We start from the raw sequence: 16,016 nt of genomic DNA, 5'->3' as shown, positions 1-16,016 counted from the left end.
ACAAAAGGCAGCCTGAAATGCTGGATTTCATACTGACGGTTGTGGGTTACGGCATTCTTGCGCTACTCGGGCTGGCTTTGTTTTTCGCTTTGCTGGCCGCCGTTCTTGCCGCGCTGCCCATTATGCTGTTTGGCGGCACGGGTTTGTTTTTAATCGTGCTGCCCGTTTATTTGATGTTCCAATACAGCTATTGGTGGGGGCTTATCCTGCCGCCGTGTTGGTGGCTTGGCTTTGCGGTTTTAGCTGCCCTTGATGAACCCCAAACCATTAAATCAAACGACTAAATCAAACGACAAAACGCAGTAAAATAACCCTAGCCCGCTTTAGCTTCGCAACTCCGCTACGCTGTGCAGGCTGCCGCAAACGAAAGGAAACACCATGCAACGCCAATCCTTTATCGCCCTTGTTGCCGCATTCGGCTTGCTGACAGGCGCGCCGCTTGCCCAAGCGAAAAACCATCTGAAAAAGCCGCTGATTGAACGCATCGACGGCGCGCTCGCCAAAGCCAAACGCACGCGCGAAAGCCGCGCCCTTATCCGCGAACAGCAGCGCAAGGAAAAAGAAGCGGCCAAACAAAAAGCGCAACCCGCTTCCGCGCCTGTTGCGCCGCAGCGTTAATAAGAGAATAAAAGCCAAGCAGCCTGAATGGATTTTCAGGCTGCTTTATTATGTTTTGCACGGCAATAGCCTACGCCTGCTTGGTTACTCTAAACAGCCCGAAAAAAAGGCGTTAATTCCTTCACTTCGCGTAACACAAGATTAGCAGCATGGAGCTTGGTTTGAAGATGAGGCAGCGTATGAAACCAAAATTCGGGCGGCGTGTTGGCTTTCATGTCCTGCCAAGTGTAAACATAGCCATCTGCCAGATAGGGTTTGATTTGCTGTTCGTAAACGTCTTTGGGCGTGGTGTTTGCCAGCAAATAGCGGTAAACGCGGTTAAAGCGTTCGGGTTCTGCTTCGGGGTCAAACAGAATCAGCTCATCGGCAAACACCATTTCGCCATCATCTTTCAGCAAAGAATGGATTTTCTGAAAAAGGGCAAGCTGATTTTCATCTGATACCTGATGCAACATCAGCGAAGAAACCAGTAAATCCACCGAGCCGGGCGGCAATGGCAGCTGCAACAGATTGCCCTGCATAAACGAAATATGCGGCATTTCCTGATATTTTTGCCGTGCTGCCCGCAGATTTTCAGCATTGCAATCCACGCCGATAATATGCGCAAAATGGTTGGCAAACGGTTTCAGCGAAGCGCCCCAACCGCAGCCCAAATCCAGCAGCGTGTCGCCAGACGGGCGGCTGGCAACACGCTGCAAGGCTTTTGCAAGTTGGGGCGTGGATTCAAAGGTATCGCGCCCGTCAGGGCTAATGGTGTGCCGAATATATTAAGCGTAGTGTTTCAGTCCAAAGCGATTTCATGTGCTTCTCCGATACCTGTGCTGCGCCTTGTTGGGCATGATGTGTTGGCAATTGTCGCGTTGTTTACGCTTTTTCAGGCTGCCTCATCATGCCAAACAACCAAGGCAGCCTGAAACGCCATCACCCCCCTCACCGCCCCATCGCCTTATCCGCAATATCCGTCCGATACTGCATCCCGTCAAACCGAACCTCTGCCAACGCCCGATACGCCCGCTGTTTGGCGGCGGCAACATCGTCGCCCAAGCCCACCACGCACAGCACGCGCCCGCCGTTGGTAACCACTTCGCCGCGCTCGTTCACCGCCGTGCCCGCATGGAACACTTTGCCGATTGCGTTCGCCGCGTCTATGCCGTGGATGACATCGCCTTTTCTCGGCGTGTCGGGATAGTTTTGCGCGGCAAGCACCACGCCCACGGCGGTTTGCGGCTTCCATTGCGCGCTTGCGCTGTCTAATTTTCGGTTTAACGCGGCTTCAACCAAATCCACCAAATCGCTGTCCAAGCGGCTCATAATCGGCTGCGTTTCGGGGTCGCCAAAGCGGCAGTTAAACTCAATCGTGCGCGGTGCGCCCGCCGCGTCTATCATCAAGCCCGCGTATAAAAATCCTGTAAATTCAATGCCGTCTGCTTTCATACCGCGTATGGTGGGCAAAATGATTTCGTCCATCACGCGCTGATATACGGCTTCGCTCACCACAGGCGCGGGGCTGTATGCGCCCATGCCGCCTGTGTTCGGGCCTTTGTCGCCGTCCAGCAGGCGTTTGTGGTCTTGGCTGGTGGCCATCGACAGCACGTTGTCGCCATCGGACATCACGATAAAGCTGGCTTCTTCACCCTGCAAAAAGTCTTCAATCACCACGCGCGCGCCTGCGTTGCCCATTTTGTTGCCCAGCAGCATATCGTCGATGGCGGCGTGGGCTTCGTCCAGCGTCATGGCAACGATGACGCCTTTGCCCGCCGCCAGCCCGTCGGCTTTGATGACGATGGGCGCGCCTTTTTGGTTCACATAATCGTGCGCGGCGGGGGCGTGTTCAAAGGTTTGATACTGCGCGGTGGGGATGCCGTGGCGCAGCATAAAGGCTTTGGCAAAATCTTTGGAACTTTCCAGCTGGGCGGCGGCGCGGGTGGGCCCGAAAATCGGCAGCCCTGCGGCGCGAAAATCGTCCACAATGCCTGCGGCAAGCGGGGCTTCGGGGCCGACTACGGTAAAGGCAATGTTTTCGCGTTGGCAAAAGGCAATCAAATCGGCATGGGCGGTGAGCGCAAGATTGCGCAGCTTAGGCTCGGCGGCTGTGCCTGCGTTGCCCGTGGCAACGTAAACGGTGGCGACTTTGGGCGATTGGGCGAGTTTCCATGCGAGGGCGTGTTCGCGCCCGCCGTTGCCGATGATGAGCAGTTTCATGTTTTGTCCTTGTGGGGTGGAGAGGGAAAGGGAGGCAGCCTGAAAATGGGGTTGGGCTGCGGGCTATTTTCAGGCTGCCTTTGAGGGATGGATAATCAGGCAGCCTGAAACTTTTGCAAAACCTAAAATCAAAATAGAAATAGTAACGCCCGTTATTCCCGCGTAGGCGGGAATCTTGGTTAATCTTAAACAACATTTTGTTTTTACAATTATTTCTGAATATCAAACAAGATTCCCGCCTACGCGGGAATGACGGCATTTCTTATTTTTCAGGCTGCCTTAGGTTGCTGCGCGTCTGTTTACTCGTTCAAATATATTTTAGGCAGCCTGAAAACGCTATTTCATGTTTTCAGGCTGCCTCTCTATAAACTTAATACTCGCGCACTACGGCGTTTTGTTGTAGCTGTTGCACAAATTGCGCTTGGTTGGCTTGGCGCGCTTGTTGCACCAGCTGGCGGCGCACGGCTTCGCGTTGCATTTTGGCAGGGTCGTTTTCGGTGCGGCTGGATACCAGTTGGATAATCTGCCAGCTTGTGCCCACGCGCTGCGGCGCGGTGATTTGATTGGGCTGCATTTGGTGAATCAGTTTTTCCACATTTTCAGGCAGCATATCGTCGCTCACTTCGTGCAAACCGCCGTTCACCGCTTCGGCTTCTTGCGAGTAACGTTTGGCGATGGTGGCAAAATCGCTGCCTTGTTGGATGGCTTGGGCGATTTGTTGCATCCGTTTTTCCACCGCGCTCATGTTGGCTTGGTTGCCCGCTTGCAAGATGATGCGGCGGATGGTGTACACGGGATAGGGCGTGCCTTGCGGCAGGGCTGCGCCGCTTTTGAGGGCTTCGTTGATTTGGGCATCGCTGATGTTTACATTGTTGTTCAAATCGCTTAACAAGTAATCCGCCAGCACGTCTTTGGCGACTTCTAGGCGGTAGGCTTCGCGGGTGTAGCCGTTGGCTTGGGCTTTTTTGTATAGATTTTCTACGCTGGTGTTTTCCGCTGCGGCGCGGCGTTTGAGCTCTTCATCAATGCCGCTGGGCGTGGCTTTAAGCTGCTGTTGGCGGGCGGCATCGGCGATGAGGGCGCGTTCCAATAGGCGTTGCTTGGCAGCCTGAACAAATTGCTCTTCGGGGATATTTTGCCCTGCGTTGCGCGATTTGAGCTCGCGCACGGTGCGCTCAATATCGCGGTAGGTAATCACGCTGGAATTGACTTCCATCGCAATGCGGTTCAGTGGCTTGATGGTGTCGGCATAGGCAGCCTGAAAAGCGATGCCGAGTGTGGCGGATAGGATTAGGGGGGTGATTTGGCGTTTCATCATTTGTTTACCTCGTTGGTTTTGGTGTAGCCGGGGATGCCTAGGCGCAGTTGCTCTTGGGCGTTGGTGCCTGCGTTGCTGAGGTCTTTCAGCTGCAAAGTGAAGAAGAAGGCGGTTTTGTATTTGTATTTGTCTTGCACGGGCTGCCATTCGGTTACATAGCGTTGGGCAACAAAGCTCGCGCTCCAACAGCCGCAGGGGTTTTTGTATTCCAGCCCTGCGGTTTGCTCCAAGATGGCGCGGGGGGAGGTGCTGTAATTGAGCCGTCCCACGGCGTATAGGTTGCTGCTGATGGGCCATTGCGCGGCAAGGTCGATGTGGCGCAGTTTGTCGTAGAAGCCCGAATAGATTTCTTCGTTGCGCCCGTATTTGAAGCGTGCGCTCAACACTTTGCCCGCTTCGGGGTTGTAGCGGATGCCCAAGTCGTAGCGCTGGGTGGCTTTATTGTCGGCGCTCCAATGCCAGTTGCTGTCGGCAAACCAGCTGGGGGCGACTTGCCCGCTGGCAAAGGCAACGATGTCGCCGTTTTTACGCTCGTTTTGATTCAGGCTGCCTGAAAGGGCAACTTCGTCGCGGGTGAAATAATATTTTTCGCCGATGCCTGCGCGGAAGTATTCGTAGCCTGTGTTGGGGTTGAGAAAGCGGGTTTGCAAACCTGCCGATAGGCTGTTGTTGGCGTTGATGCGGTCGTTGCCCGAATAGATGTTTTCGCGGAACAGTTGGTCGTAGCTGAAATCGTTGAGCGACGAGTCAAAATTGGGCAAGTCGTTTTGCGATTTGCTGGGGGTATAGTTGTAGAACAGGCGGGGTTCAACGGTTTGCACGAAGCTGCCGCCAAACAGCTTGGCTTGACGTTCCAGCGTGATGCCGCTGTCCACGTTCACAATCGGCAGGATGCGCGAGGTGTCGCGCGATTTCAGGCTGCCGAATGCGTCTAGCCAATAGCGTGTGGCGTGCACGCCCACTTTGGGGCGCACATAACCCCATGCGTTGTGGAAATCCCATTTGATGCTGGGATAAACCACGGCGCGGTTGCCGCTTTGCATATCTTTGTGGTCAAAGCGGGTGAGCTGCGCTTTGATGTCCAGCTCGGTGTAGGGATTGATGTTTTTTGCCCAAGTGGCAGACAGGCGCGGCAAGATGGAATACACGGGGTTTTTGTTGCCGTTGGAATCATTGAGAATTTGGTATTTTTGCACCATCAATTCTGCGTTGAACGGCGCGCCCCAAAGGCTTTGATTGTAGTTCAGCCATGCTTTGCGGTTTAGGTTGGTGCTTTCGGCCAACTCGTTGCGCCCTGCGAAATCGCGGTAGTAATCGTCGTCCGACACTTGGTTGAAATCAATGCCGCCAGTGAGCTTGGATGTGAAGGTTTGGCTGTGTTTCAGGCTTAGCGCCGCGCGGTTGTTTAAGCCGCGTTTGCTGTCGTGCGGCATATATTTAACGTTTACGCTGCCTGTGTATTTGGGCTGCAAATAGCGAAACTCGCCGCCGATGCGCGCGCCGCGCGAGCCGATGTAGCCGGGGGTGAGCGTGGCATCGTAGTTGGGCGCAAGGTTGAAGTAATACGGCAAATCAACCGACGCGCCATCCGAGCCCACCGACATGGTCGGCACTAAAAAACCGCTTTTGCGGTTGCCGTTAATCGGAAAATCCACCCACGGCGTGTACAAAATCGGCACGCCTGCAAACACCAGCTTGGCTTTTTTTGCCACGCCGATGCCTGTTTCGCGGTTGGTGGTCAGCTCTTCGGCTTGGATGTACCACGATGTGTCGCCTGTTTCGCAGGTGTTGAATTTGACTTCTTGCGCGGCGTGATGGTTGTCGTCATACATTTTCAGGCTGCGTGCCACGCCTTGCAGCCGTTTGCTGTTTTGCTCGGCAACAAATTCGGTGTTGTTGGCGTTGCCCGAATGCTTGGCGAGGTCGTAATCCAGCTTATCGCCTTGCACGGTTTGCCCGTCGGCGCGGGTGAGCGTGAATTGGTCGCCCGCGTAAACGTGTTCGCTGGGCTGGTCGTAGTCCACCCAATCGGCGTTCAGCGTTTCGTCGTTGCGCTCAATGATGACATCGCCCTGCGCGCGGTGGCGCACATTGGTTTGCCCTGCGGCTTTATCTGCTTCGATGCGGGTTACATCTTGCGGCAGCTTGGGCAGCCCTGTTTTGCGGGCAGGGGCAACGCCTTTAGCTTGCGGATTGGGCGCGCGGCACACCCAGCCCAGCTTTTCAGGCTGCCATGTGTCCGACACCGCCCACGCGCTGCCTGAAAAGGCAATGCCCAGCATGGCGACTAATGGTTTGCTTACAAATGAACGAGACAAAATCACACCTTGCAACGGTTTTAAAGTTAAAATGACGGGCTATTTTAACCGAAAACCCGATAATTCACAGTATGCAACGAGAAACCCTGCTAAAAGACTGGCTCACCAGCGTTTACCCCAATCAACCCTTTGAACTGAGCTTTGCTGCTGCGGATGCCGATTTTCGCCGTTATTTTCGCGCCACCTTTGCCGATGGCAGCACGGTAATTTGCATGGACGCGCCGCCCGAAAAAATGCGCGAAAGCGTGGCGAATTATTTGAAAGTGCGCGATTTATTCAGCAGCCTGAATGTGCCCACCGTGCTCGCCAAAAATTTGGAGCTGGGGTTTATCGTGTTAAACGATTTGGGCGATGTGCAATACTTAAAAGCGATGCAGCAAGAAAACACGCCCGAGGCGCACAAAGCCTTGCTGCTGGAAGCGATTGATGAGCTGATTGTGTTGCAACAAGCCAGCCAGCCCAACCAGTTGCCCGAATACAGCCGCGAGATTTTGCTGCGCGAGATGAATTTGTTTCCCGAATGGTTTGTGGCAAAAGAATTAAACGGCAGCCTGAATTTCGCGCAACGCCAATTGTGGCAGCAAACCATGGATGCACTGCTGCCCGTGATTGAAGCGCAGCCCAAAGTGTATGTGCACCGCGATTTTATCGTGCGCAATCTGATGCTCACGCGCGGCCGTCCTGCCGTTTTGGATTTTCAGGATGCCTTATATGGCGCGATAACCTACGACTTGGTTTCGCTGCTGCGCGATGCGTTTATTGAATGGGATGAAGAGTTTACGCTGGATTTGGTCATCCGCTATTGGGAAAAGGCGCGCGCGGCGGGCTTGCCTGTGCCTGCGCAGTTTGACACGTTTTATAAATGGTATGAATTCATGGGCGTGCAGCGGCATTTGAAAGTGGCGGGCATTTTTGCGCGGCTGTGGCACCGCGACGGCAAAGACAAATACCGCCCCGAAATCCCGCGCTTTTTGAACTACTTGCGCCGCACGTCGCGCCGTTACGAAGAGCTTGCCCCGCTTTACGCGCTGCTGTTGCAGCTGGTGGGCGATGAGGATTTGCAAACGGGCTACACATTTTAGGAACGACAATCATGGCTGTTATTCAAACGCATATTCCCGTGCTGCTGGTGTCGCTGTCGGCTGGCATCATTGAAATTCACAATATGTCCAACCACCGCGCCAGCTTCAAAATGCCCACCACGCTGCGCATCGGCTTGGTGGACGATGTGATGAAGCCTTGCCCGTTTTCGCATCCGCGCGTTGCCATCGACGACGAGCAAGTGGCCGCCGATATTTTTCAAAACGCGCTCGCCAAAAGCGGCATGGTGCAACGCAACCAGCCGTGCATCGTCGTGTTGCATCCGCAAAGCCATTTTGCCAGCGACATGACGCAAAGCGAACTGCAAATGCTCACCCGCATGGTGCACGAATCGGGCTTCCCCATCCACGGCGAAGTGTATTTTCTGCTCAAACCCACCATCGACGAGAGCGATTGGCAATATTTCGAAGCGATGGCGCGCGAGCCTGCGCCGCAATTGATGCAGCCTGAAAACCAAGCGGGCGTGTTGCGCCGCGCATGGAATTGGCTGGCGCAGAATTTGTGAGTCATACTTTTCAGGCTGCCTATTATTGTTTCCCCGCCTGATAAGGCAGCCTGAAAACCGATTGCGCCGCCCGCGCGTTAAACCCGAACACAATTTTCAGGCTGCCCTTTGCCAAGCGCAACAATACCCGCTATATTCCACCCCGCAAAAATTAGTACAAGCAATCTAAGAACCTGTATTCACTATTTCCATAGGTAGATTTTATGACATAAAAGCGTGGATACAAGGCAAAAAGCGCAGAAAGGTTGAACACCTTGCGAGCATTTTTAACGCAGTAGCCGCGTTTTTAGGGCATAGAAGATGCCTATGGAAATAGTGGATACAGGTTCTAAACCCCAACATCAGGCAGCCTGAAACCCCAAGGCAGCCTGAAATCCACATAAGGACAACCCCATGAGCTGGTTTGACAAAATCCTCCCCCCGAAAATCAAAAAAAATGACGACAAAAAATCAGGCGTGCCCGAAGGCTTGTGGCACAAATGCTCATCCTGCGGCGAAACCCAATACGCCACCGAGCTGAGCCAAAATCACAAAGTCTGCCCCAAATGCGGGCACCACGAAGCCCTCACCGCCCGCGAACGCCTAAACCTCTTGCTGGATGAAGCCAACCGCGAAGAAATCGGTGCCAACATCCACCCCACCGATATCCTGAAATTCAAAGACAGCAAAAAATACCCCGACCGCCTTGCCGCCGCCAAAAAAGCCACGGGCGAAGACGACGCGCTCGTGGTGATGCGCGGGCAGATGCACGGCTTGCCCGTGGTCATCGCTGCGTTTGAATTCCGCTTTATCGGCGGCTCAATGGGCTCGGTGGTGGGCGAGCGCTTCGTGCAAGGCGTGCGCCGCGCCGTTGCCGACAACTGCACCTTTATCTGCGTGGCCGCATCGGGTGGCGCGCGTATGCAAGAGGGGCTGAACTCGCTGATGCAAATGACCAAAACCAGCGCATCGCTGCATTTGCTCAACGAAAAAGGCTTGCCATTTATCTCCGTGCTCACCGACCCCACCATGGGCGGCGTATCCGCCAGCTTCGCCTTCTTGGGCGACATCGTGGTCGCCGAACCCAAAGCCCTGATTGGCTTTGCCGGCCCGCGCGTGATTGAGCAAACCGTGCGCGAAAAACTGCCCGAAGGCTTCCAACGCGCCGAATTCTTGCTGGAAAAAGGCGCGATTGACCAAATCATCGACCGCCGCGAGATGAAAAAACGCCTTGCCGATTTGATTACCCTGCTGCGGCGCGAACCGCAAGTGAGCGAAGTGGTTTAGGCAGCCTGAAAAACGAAACGCAAACAAAAAGACGGATTTTTGAGAATCCGTCTTTTTTTGTGTCGGGACGGCGTGCAGCGGGAAGCGTTACGCCGTTTTCAGGCTGCCTTATCGCCCCGCATCAACACATCTTGCGCACCACAACCGCCCGTTCATACCGCCCCAACGCGCCAAAGCCGTGCGGATTGTTTTGCGCTCGGGTTCGGATTGTGCCGTTCAAGCAAACGTTTTGTTTGATAAAAAACGCCTTGCTCGCCGCCCGCTGTTGCTTAATCCATTCGTTTAACACGCCGCGCTCGTCGTCCAGATAATACGTTTGCCCCTGATAGCTAAACTCCGCCTGTTCAAACGAAATTTGGACGGTGCCGTTCATATCAACGGCCGGATTGAGCGCATCGGCATGAGCGCTTGCGGTGTGGCACGCGGTCAGGAGCAATAAAAAGGCAAGAATGGGTGTTTTATGATGTTTCCCGTTTAGATAAAAATTGAGCGGATGGCTGACCAAGGCAGCCTGAAAATCTGATTTTAAGCTGTTTGCGGCGAGATGGGACGGATGGCTGCCCATTGGTTTTCAGGCTGCCTGTCGCGTAACCGACAGGCAGCCTGAAATTCAGCGCAACCCCGCATCGGGCGGGGTTTTGTTTACCGTTTATTTTTTCTTCTCTTCCGCCGCTTTTTTCTCATCGGCTTTCTTTTTCTCTTCCGCTAGCTTTTGCACGCCCTGCCCCAAAGACTGCTGCCATTCGCTTGGGTTTTTCAGCAAATCCAACGCTTTGCGCAGCTGGTCGTCTTTGCTGGGGTCGGGTTTGCGGCGCGAAGCCAAATCTTCCAATTTGGGTTTGGGCTCGCTGGCGGCCGCGGGTTTGGTTTCTTCTTCCTTGCTGTCGGGCTCGGAAGCGGAAATGGCGGTTTTTACGCCGTTTTCGCCCAGCGGGTTGTCAATGTGTCCTGACAAATCCGCCTCGTGGCTTTCAAACGTGCGCGTTTTGTCTTTCACTTCCACGTCGGGCACGATGCCGGTAGCTTGGATGGAGCGGTCGTTGGGCGTGTAATACAGCGCGGTGGTGATTTTCAACGCGCCGCCGCCAGACATCGGAATCACCGATTGCACCGAGCCTTTGCCGAAGCTGCGCGTGCCCACGATGACCGCGCGTTTGTGGTCTTGCAACGCGCCTGACACAATCTCCGAAGCCGAAGCCGAGCCTGAGTTAATCAACACGGTGATGGGGATGTTTTTGATTTCGGCGGGCAGCGAAGCCAAGGGGTCGGTGCCCACCGACAAAATGTAATCTTCGGGGCGGGCTTTGAGCAGCATGCCTTGTTTGTTGTCGCGCCCTTTGGTGCTTACGACTACGGAATCTTTGGGCAGGAACACGGCAGACACGCCCACCGCGCCGTTGAGCAGGCCGCCGGGGTCGTCGCGCAAATCCAGCACCAAGCCTTTGAGCGGGGCTTTGTTTTCTTGGGTTAATTTGTTCACCGCTTCGGCAACCGAAGCCACCGTGCGCTCTTGGAACTGGGTTACGCGGATGTAGCCGTAGCCGTTTTCCAGCAAATGCGAGCGCACGCTTTGCACTTTAATCACCGCGCGGGTCAGGTTCACGACAATCGGTTTGTCGGCATCTTTGCGCGATAGGGTGAGCGTGATTTTGGTGCCTGGTTTGCCGCGCATTCTTTTGACGGCATCGTTCACCGTCATGCCGCGCGTGGATTCGTTGTCGATTTTCACGATGAAATCGCCACTTTTCACGCCTGCGCGCTCGGCGGGAGTGTCTTCAATCGGCGCGATGACTTTCACAAAGCCGTCTTCCGAGCCGACTTCCATGCCCAAGCCGCCGAATTCGCCGGTGGTGGACTCTTTCATTTCGGCATAACCTTTTTTGTTCATGTATTCCGAATGCGGGTCCAGCCCCGCCACCATGCCTTTGATGGCTTCTTCCAGCAGCTTGTCGTCGTCGGATTTGTTCACATAGTTGGCTTTAATTTGCCCATACACTTCCGCCATGGTTTTGAGCGATTGGATGGGCAGGTTGTCGTCGGTTTTTTTGTCGGCGGCGAAACTTTGCGCGCCGATGCTCAGCGCCACACCGCTGATTGCGCCGCAGGTGTAGAGGGCGATTTTTTTCCAAGTTTGAGACATAGTTGTGTGTCTTTCCTTTTGTTGTCGTGTTGTTTCAGGCAGCCTGAAAACGCAAAGGCGTAAGGGTAGGCGATTTTATGGGTTTAGAAAAGGGCGCAAACAAAAATTAACGAAAAAGATGAGTGCATTAGCGTTTTCAGGCTGCCTTATCCGGTAAAGGCAGCCTGAAAACGCTTATCCGCGGATGCGCTCAATCTTTGCGCCCACGCCGCCGAGTTTTTTCTCAATGTATTCGTAACCGCGGTCTAGGTGGTAGATTCTGTCCACAATCGTTTCACCGCTGGCCACCAAGCCTGCCAGCACCAAGCTGGCGGAGGCGCGCAAATCGGTTGCCATCACGGTTGCGCCCGAGAGCGTTTCTACGCCCGTGAGCAGCGCGGTATGCCCGTCCACCGAAATGTTCGCGCCCATGCGGTTGAGCTCGGGCACGTGCATAAAGCGGTTTTCAAAAATGGTTTCGGTTACCCTGCTTACGCCTTCTGCCACCACGTTCATCGCCATAAACTGCGCCTGCATATCGGTGGGAAAGGCGGGATGCACGGCGGTGCGGATGTTTACCGCTTTGGGGCGTTGCTGCATTTCTATCGTAATCCAGTCCTCGCCCGTGGTGATGATGGCGCCCGCTTCGGCGAGCTTGTCCAACACCGCTTCCATGGTTTTGGGCGCGGCGTGGCGCAGGGTTACTTTGCCGCCGGTCATTGCCACCGCGCACAGGAACGTGCCCGCTTCAATGCGGTCGGGCACGACGCTGTGTTCGCAGCCGTGCAATTCGTTCACGCCTTCCACCGTCATGGTGGATGTGCCGATGCCGCTGATTTTCGCGCCCATTTTCACCAAGCATTCCGCCAAGTCCACCACTTCGGGCTCAACCGCGCAGTTTTCCAGCGTGGTAACGCCTTGCGCCAAAGTCGCCGCCATCAGCAGGTTTTCCGTGCCGCCCACGGTTACCACGTCCATCACCACGCGCGCGCCTTGCAGCTTGCCTTGGGGCGCAACGGCTTTCACATAGCCGTGTTCAATCGTAATCTGCGCGCCCATCGCTTCCAAGCCTTTCAGATGCTGGTCCACAGGGCGGCTGCCAATCGCGCAGCCCCCCGGCAGGCTCACTTCGGCTTTACCAAAGCGCGCTAATGTCGGTCCTAACACCAAAATGGAGGCGCGCATGGTGCTGACCAAATCATACGGCGCATGGGTGTTGTTTACCGTGCCGCCGTTGATTTCAAACTCGCTGATGTTGTCGGTCATCACGCGCGCGCCCATGCCTTGCAGCAGCTTTTGCGTGGTTTTGACATCCGCCAACATGGGCACGTTTTTGAGCCGCAGCGTGCCCGCTGTGAGCAAGCCTGCGCACATCAGCGGCAGCGCAGCATTTTTTGCGCCCGATACGGTGATTTCGCCGTTAAGTTTGCCATTGGCGATGATTTTGAGCTTGTCCATAGGTTTCTATTCCCTGAATCTGTTGCTTGAAAAATGGGCGCGATTATAGCTTAAAGCGGGGGCGGGCGTGGGCAAAAGGCAGCCTGAAAATGGGGGATTCATTTTCAGGCTGCCTTTGGGGGGTAATCCAGTTATCCAGTATAAACAGATATGCCTCGCAACTCGTTTTTAGGCTTGCTCGCCGCGTTCCAGCACAAAATCGGGTTCAAACTCGGCAACGGCTTCGCACAGGCTTTGCCAATTATTGTTTTTGGGCATCAGCAAAATACCGTTGCCAAAATGCTGGATGATGACTTCTGATGTATCAAACTGAAAGGCTTGGGGTAAGCGAACGGCTTGGGAACGCCCTGTAATAAAGATTTTGGCGGTTTGCATGATGATATCTTTTTTGATAGGTATCGGCGTAGCTTACCACGCAAGGTTTAAGGCAGCCTGAAATCCAATTTTCAGGCTGCCTCTACTATTCGCGCAACTCCTTGGGCAAGGCAAACACCATATGCTCGTCCACCGCATCGCCCTGTTCCACCTTATCCACGCCCCAATCTTTAATTTGCTGAATCACTTGCTGCACCAGCACCTCGGGCGCGCTCGCTCCCGCCGTTACGCCCACCTTGTTCTTGCCGTTAAACCATTCGCGTTGCAACAACGAAGCGTTGTCCACCATATACGCCTCCACGCCGCGCTGCGTTGCCACTTCGCGCAAACGGTTGCTGTTAGACGAATTGGGCGAGCCAACCACAATCACAATATCGCAATCCGCCGCCAATTCTTTTACCGCCGCTTGGCGATTGGTGGTGGCGTAGCAAATGTCTTCCTTGTGCGGATTGTTGATAAGCGGAAAACGCGCGTTGAGGGCGGCGATGATATCGGCGGTTTCGTCCACCGACAGCGTGGTTTGGCTCACATACGCCAGCTTATCGGGGTTGGCTACCACCAAATCCGCCACATCCTCCACCGTTTGCACCAACAGCATTTTGCCGCTGGGCAGTTGCCCCATTGTGCCTTCCACCTCCACGTGCCCCGCGTGCCCAATCATAATAATTTGATAGCCCTGCGCATCCAGTCGCGCCACTTGCTTGTGCACTTTGGTAACCAGCGGGCAAGTGGCATCAAACACGCGAAAACCGCGCTCGGCGGCTTCGGCTTGCACCGCTTTGGATACGCCGTGCGCCGAGTAAATCAGCGTTGCGCCTGCGGGCACATCCGCCAAGTCGTCAATAAAAATCGCGCCTTTATCGCGCAAGCCATCCACCACAAATTTGTTGTGCACGACTTCGTGGCGCACATAAATCGGCGCGCCAAATAACTCTAACGCGCGTTCTACTATGGAAATGGCTCGGTCCACGCCCGCGCAAAAACCGCGTGGGTTAGCGAGCATAATGGTTTTTTGGGTCATGGGGGCTCTCTTGATGGGGGTTTGGATTTTCAGGCTGCCTTTGGTGTTGTAGCTAGATGCCAGATGAGGCAGCCTGAAAATACATTTGCGAATTATTTGAGTTCGACGATATAATTCATACCAACAACCCCCCCTTATCCGCGAAGCCGAAGGCTTTGACATTAGTTTTAATGTGATGCGGATTTGGGGGCTTTCTTTTTACCGCCATAAATTCCAGCGGTTTAAATCAATCTTTTTGTGTATGCCAAAAGTGTTCAAATTCACTTCATTCATGGCGGCATTGTGCTGCGGAAATAATGCTAACGCCTGCTGAAAGCGCAATTTCCAATCACTTTGAGGGCAAATCTTTTTGTAGCATACGTTGCATTAAACAAAACACCACAAAAACAGCATTTTCATCTAATAATTGCCATTGTTGCCCTTGCAATTTTTTAAACTTAGGCCTGCCAATCATGTTTCTATTCCATAGTCGCCCATGATGAGCGGCTACATTGCGCACAAAATTAAAAGATTGCAAATGGCTTTCTAGTTGAGTGGCAGATAAATGAAATATTTTGGCGATGCCATCTCTATCTGTCGCTTGCATTCCCTGAAATAATCTAGACATCGCACCAAAATCCCATAATTCACAAGCCACCCAAATAGGCAGACCGCCATATTTGGTTACATTATGCAGCACAAAACCAATATGCTTTTTATCCTTTTTTTCTGAATTTAAGGCTGCATTAAGCAGTTCTTGATATTTATCCAACCAATCTTGATGCTTAAATTTGGGATTGAAAAACCGAGATTGAGTATGCGCGATGGCATTGTGTTTTCCTAATGCATAAGCAATCTGCACCCGCAAAGCAATTTCAATATATTGCATGGCTTCCAATGCAAGCAGCTTAATTGTTGTATCAAAATGATACAACGCAAGAATGTGGTCAAATTGCGTACCTGCAACAAAGTTGTTGCTACGGTTTCCCGAGTTGTCGCGTTCGCGAAAAGGATAAAAATAGCCGCTTAGCCGATAATAACCAATTTGCGCCAGTTGAAATTCAGCATCTTGGTCATCGTTAATAAACAAGCCACGCTTTTTGAGCTGAATAACTTGGTCGGCAAAGGATAGCCATGGTTTGTATGGTGCGAATGCCATTTTCAGGCTGCCTTTTTATGCTTGATGCTGTCAATCGCCAGCAACACCGCGCCCACGCAGATAAAACTGTCGGCAACGTTAAACGCGGGGTAATAATGCTCGCCCCAGTAAAACAGCAAAAAATCCACCACTTTCTCGTGCACAAAGCGGTCAATCACGTTGCCCAACGCGCCGCCGATAATCATCGCCGCTGCCCAGTTGCCCAGCTTGCCGAATTCGTTTTTGGCGATGCCGCGCGCCAGATAGCCGCTAATCACAAACGCCAGCACGATAAACAAATATTTCTGCGCGCCGCCCATGTCGGCAAGAAAGCTAAACGCTGCACCGGGGTTGTACACCAGTGTAAGGTCAAAAAAATGGGGGATGATGTTGAGCCGCTCTTGGTATTCAAAACGGGCAAGTACGGCGGATTTGCTGATTTGGTCAAGGATGATGGCGGCAAGGGCAACCAGCCCATAGGGAAGGTATTTCATTGGTTTGTGCTTGGGAAAATAAAGCGGGGGATTGTACTGGATTTTCAGGCTGCCTTAAATGCACAAAAGCACCGGCTTCTTGCCAAACAAATGAAAAATCAGGA

17 protein-coding genes are annotated in these 16,016 nt (G+C 53.6%); 6 read left to right on the top strand and 11 right to left on the bottom strand.

Annotation, left to right across the window (positions count from 1 at the left end; genetic code table 11):
• Positions 1–17 precede the first annotated feature (17 nt).
• Both H3L93_RS12500 and H3L93_RS12495 read left to right on the top strand, forming a co-directional pair.
• On the top strand, positions 18–284 hold the full coding sequence (locus H3L93_RS12500) for a hypothetical protein (RefSeq protein ID WP_003798435.1): 267 nt from the start codon (positions 18–20) through the stop codon (positions 282–284).
• Between the two features lie 94 nt (positions 285–378).
• The gene (locus H3L93_RS12495) at positions 379–618 is read left to right on the top strand and encodes a hypothetical protein (RefSeq protein ID WP_003798433.1); all 240 of its coding nucleotides are present in this window, start codon (positions 379–381) and stop codon (positions 616–618) included.
• 89 nt (positions 619–707) lie between these two features.
• Here the strand turns inward: H3L93_RS12495 and H3L93_RS12490 are convergent, their stop codons facing one another.
• From H3L93_RS12490 to H3L93_RS12475, 4 genes are all read right to left on the bottom strand, one after another.
• Positions 708–1,316: a class I SAM-dependent methyltransferase gene (locus tag H3L93_RS12490; RefSeq protein WP_211204741.1), complete on the bottom strand. Its 609-nt coding sequence runs from the start codon at positions 1,314–1,316 to the stop codon at positions 708–710.
• A 232-nt stretch (positions 1,317–1,548) separates the two neighbouring features.
• On the bottom strand, positions 1,549–2,820 hold the full coding sequence (purD, locus tag H3L93_RS12485) for a phosphoribosylamine--glycine ligase (protein WP_003798428.1): 1,272 nt from the start codon (positions 2,818–2,820) through the stop codon (positions 1,549–1,551).
• 370 nt (positions 2,821–3,190) lie between these two features.
• Entirely contained in the window at positions 3,191–4,138 is a 948-nt protein-coding gene (locus tag H3L93_RS12480) for a peptidylprolyl isomerase (RefSeq protein ID WP_003798424.1), read from the bottom strand.
• Positions 4,135–6,456: an LPS-assembly protein LptD gene (locus H3L93_RS12475; RefSeq protein WP_040559154.1), complete on the bottom strand. Its 2,322-nt coding sequence runs from the start codon at positions 6,454–6,456 to the stop codon at positions 4,135–4,137. Before H3L93_RS12475 ends, H3L93_RS12480 begins: the two co-directional genes overlap by 4 nt.
• A 71-nt stretch (positions 6,457–6,527) precedes the next feature.
• On the opposite strand from H3L93_RS12475, the gene amgK reads away from it, so the two are divergent.
• The 4 genes from amgK to accD all read left to right on the top strand — a co-directional run bounded on the left by amgK (position 6,528) and on the right by accD (position 9,328).
• Positions 6,528–7,538, top strand: a complete 1,011-nt coding sequence (amgK, locus tag H3L93_RS12470) for an N-acetylmuramate/N-acetylglucosamine kinase AmgK (RefSeq protein WP_003798420.1) — start codon at positions 6,528–6,530, stop codon at positions 7,536–7,538.
• Positions 7,539–7,549: 11 nt separating this feature from the next.
• On the top strand, positions 7,550–8,062 hold the full coding sequence (locus tag H3L93_RS12465) for a hypothetical protein (RefSeq protein ID WP_003798419.1): 513 nt from the start codon (positions 7,550–7,552) through the stop codon (positions 8,060–8,062).
• Positions 8,063–8,087: 25 nt separating this feature from the next.
• On the top strand, positions 8,088–8,231 hold the full coding sequence (locus H3L93_RS12460; RefSeq protein ID WP_003798417.1) for a hypothetical protein: 144 nt from the start codon (positions 8,088–8,090) through the stop codon (positions 8,229–8,231).
• 224 nt (positions 8,232–8,455) lie between these two features.
• Entirely contained in the window at positions 8,456–9,328 is an 873-nt protein-coding gene (gene accD / locus H3L93_RS12455) for an acetyl-CoA carboxylase, carboxyltransferase subunit beta (protein WP_003798412.1), read from the top strand.
• Positions 9,329–9,449: 121 nt separating this feature from the next.
• Here accD and H3L93_RS12450 read toward each other — a convergent pair whose 3' ends face one another.
• From H3L93_RS12450 to lspA, 7 genes are all read right to left on the bottom strand, one after another.
• The gene (locus H3L93_RS12450; RefSeq protein WP_155803222.1) at positions 9,450–9,701 is read right to left on the bottom strand and encodes a hypothetical protein; all 252 of its coding nucleotides are present in this window, start codon (positions 9,699–9,701) and stop codon (positions 9,450–9,452) included.
• Positions 9,702–9,977: 276 nt separating this feature from the next.
• The gene (locus H3L93_RS12445) at positions 9,978–11,468 is read right to left on the bottom strand and encodes a S41 family peptidase (RefSeq protein WP_003798408.1); all 1,491 of its coding nucleotides are present in this window, start codon (positions 11,466–11,468) and stop codon (positions 9,978–9,980) included.
• Positions 11,469–11,642: 174 nt separating this feature from the next.
• The gene (gene murA, locus H3L93_RS12440) at positions 11,643–12,905 is read right to left on the bottom strand and encodes a UDP-N-acetylglucosamine 1-carboxyvinyltransferase (RefSeq protein ID WP_003798404.1); all 1,263 of its coding nucleotides are present in this window, start codon (positions 12,903–12,905) and stop codon (positions 11,643–11,645) included.
• 168 nt (positions 12,906–13,073) lie between these two features.
• Positions 13,074–13,280, bottom strand: a complete 207-nt coding sequence (locus tag H3L93_RS12435) for an antitoxin (protein WP_003798402.1) — start codon at positions 13,278–13,280, stop codon at positions 13,074–13,076.
• Positions 13,281–13,365: 85 nt separating this feature from the next.
• A complete protein-coding gene (gene ispH / locus H3L93_RS12430; RefSeq protein WP_003798401.1) occupies positions 13,366–14,301 on the bottom strand; it encodes a 4-hydroxy-3-methylbut-2-enyl diphosphate reductase in 936 nt (311 codons plus the stop codon).
• A gap of 328 nt (positions 14,302–14,629) precedes the next feature.
• Complete coding sequence (locus H3L93_RS12425; RefSeq protein WP_003798397.1) at positions 14,630–15,439, bottom strand: Abi family protein; 810 nt, start codon at positions 15,437–15,439, stop codon at positions 14,630–14,632.
• Between the two features lie 2 nt (positions 15,440–15,441).
• Positions 15,442–15,912 (bottom strand): signal peptidase II, encoded by a 471-nt coding sequence (gene lspA / locus H3L93_RS12420; RefSeq protein WP_040559072.1) that lies wholly within the window; start codon positions 15,910–15,912, stop codon positions 15,442–15,444.
• Positions 15,913–16,016: the final 104 nt, after the last annotated feature.

The organism is Kingella oralis (assembly GCF_014054985.1).
Lineage (GTDB): Bacteria > Pseudomonadota > Gammaproteobacteria > Burkholderiales > Neisseriaceae > Kingella_B > Kingella_B oralis.
Note: the sequence above shows the minus strand (reverse complement) of the source record. Positions and strands in the feature narration are given on the sequence as shown.

Excerpts from the sequence above, each read along its gene's own strand:
- H3L93_RS12500 (WP_003798435.1), top strand. The coding sequence starts at position 18 with ATGCTGGATTTCATACTGACGGTTGTGGGTTACGGCATTCTTGCGCTA.
- H3L93_RS12495 (WP_003798433.1), top strand. The coding sequence starts at position 379 with ATGCAACGCCAATCCTTTATCGCCCTTGTTGCCGCATTCGGCTTGCTG.
- purD (WP_003798428.1), bottom strand. The coding sequence starts at position 2,820 with ATGAAACTGCTCATCATCGGCAACGGCGGGCGCGAACACGCCCTCGCA.
- H3L93_RS12480 (WP_003798424.1), bottom strand. The coding sequence starts at position 4,138 with ATGATGAAACGCCAAATCACCCCCCTAATCCTATCCGCCACACTCGGC.
- amgK (WP_003798420.1), top strand. The coding sequence starts at position 6,528 with ATGCAACGAGAAACCCTGCTAAAAGACTGGCTCACCAGCGTTTACCCC.
- H3L93_RS12465 (WP_003798419.1), top strand. The coding sequence starts at position 7,550 with ATGGCTGTTATTCAAACGCATATTCCCGTGCTGCTGGTGTCGCTGTCG.
- accD (WP_003798412.1), top strand. The coding sequence starts at position 8,456 with ATGAGCTGGTTTGACAAAATCCTCCCCCCGAAAATCAAAAAAAATGAC.
- H3L93_RS12450 (WP_155803222.1), bottom strand. The coding sequence starts at position 9,701 with ATGAACGGCACCGTCCAAATTTCGTTTGAACAGGCGGAGTTTAGCTAT.
- H3L93_RS12445 (WP_003798408.1), bottom strand. The coding sequence starts at position 11,468 with ATGTCTCAAACTTGGAAAAAAATCGCCCTCTACACCTGCGGCGCAATC.
- murA (WP_003798404.1), bottom strand. The coding sequence starts at position 12,905 with ATGGACAAGCTCAAAATCATCGCCAATGGCAAACTTAACGGCGAAATC.
- H3L93_RS12435 (WP_003798402.1), bottom strand. The coding sequence starts at position 13,280 with ATGCAAACCGCCAAAATCTTTATTACAGGGCGTTCCCAAGCCGTTCGC.
- ispH (WP_003798401.1), bottom strand. The coding sequence starts at position 14,301 with ATGACCCAAAAAACCATTATGCTCGCTAACCCACGCGGTTTTTGCGCG.
- H3L93_RS12425 (WP_003798397.1), bottom strand. The coding sequence starts at position 15,439 with ATGGCATTCGCACCATACAAACCATGGCTATCCTTTGCCGACCAAGTT.
- lspA (WP_040559072.1), bottom strand. The coding sequence starts at position 15,912 with ATGAAATACCTTCCCTATGGGCTGGTTGCCCTTGCCGCCATCATCCTT.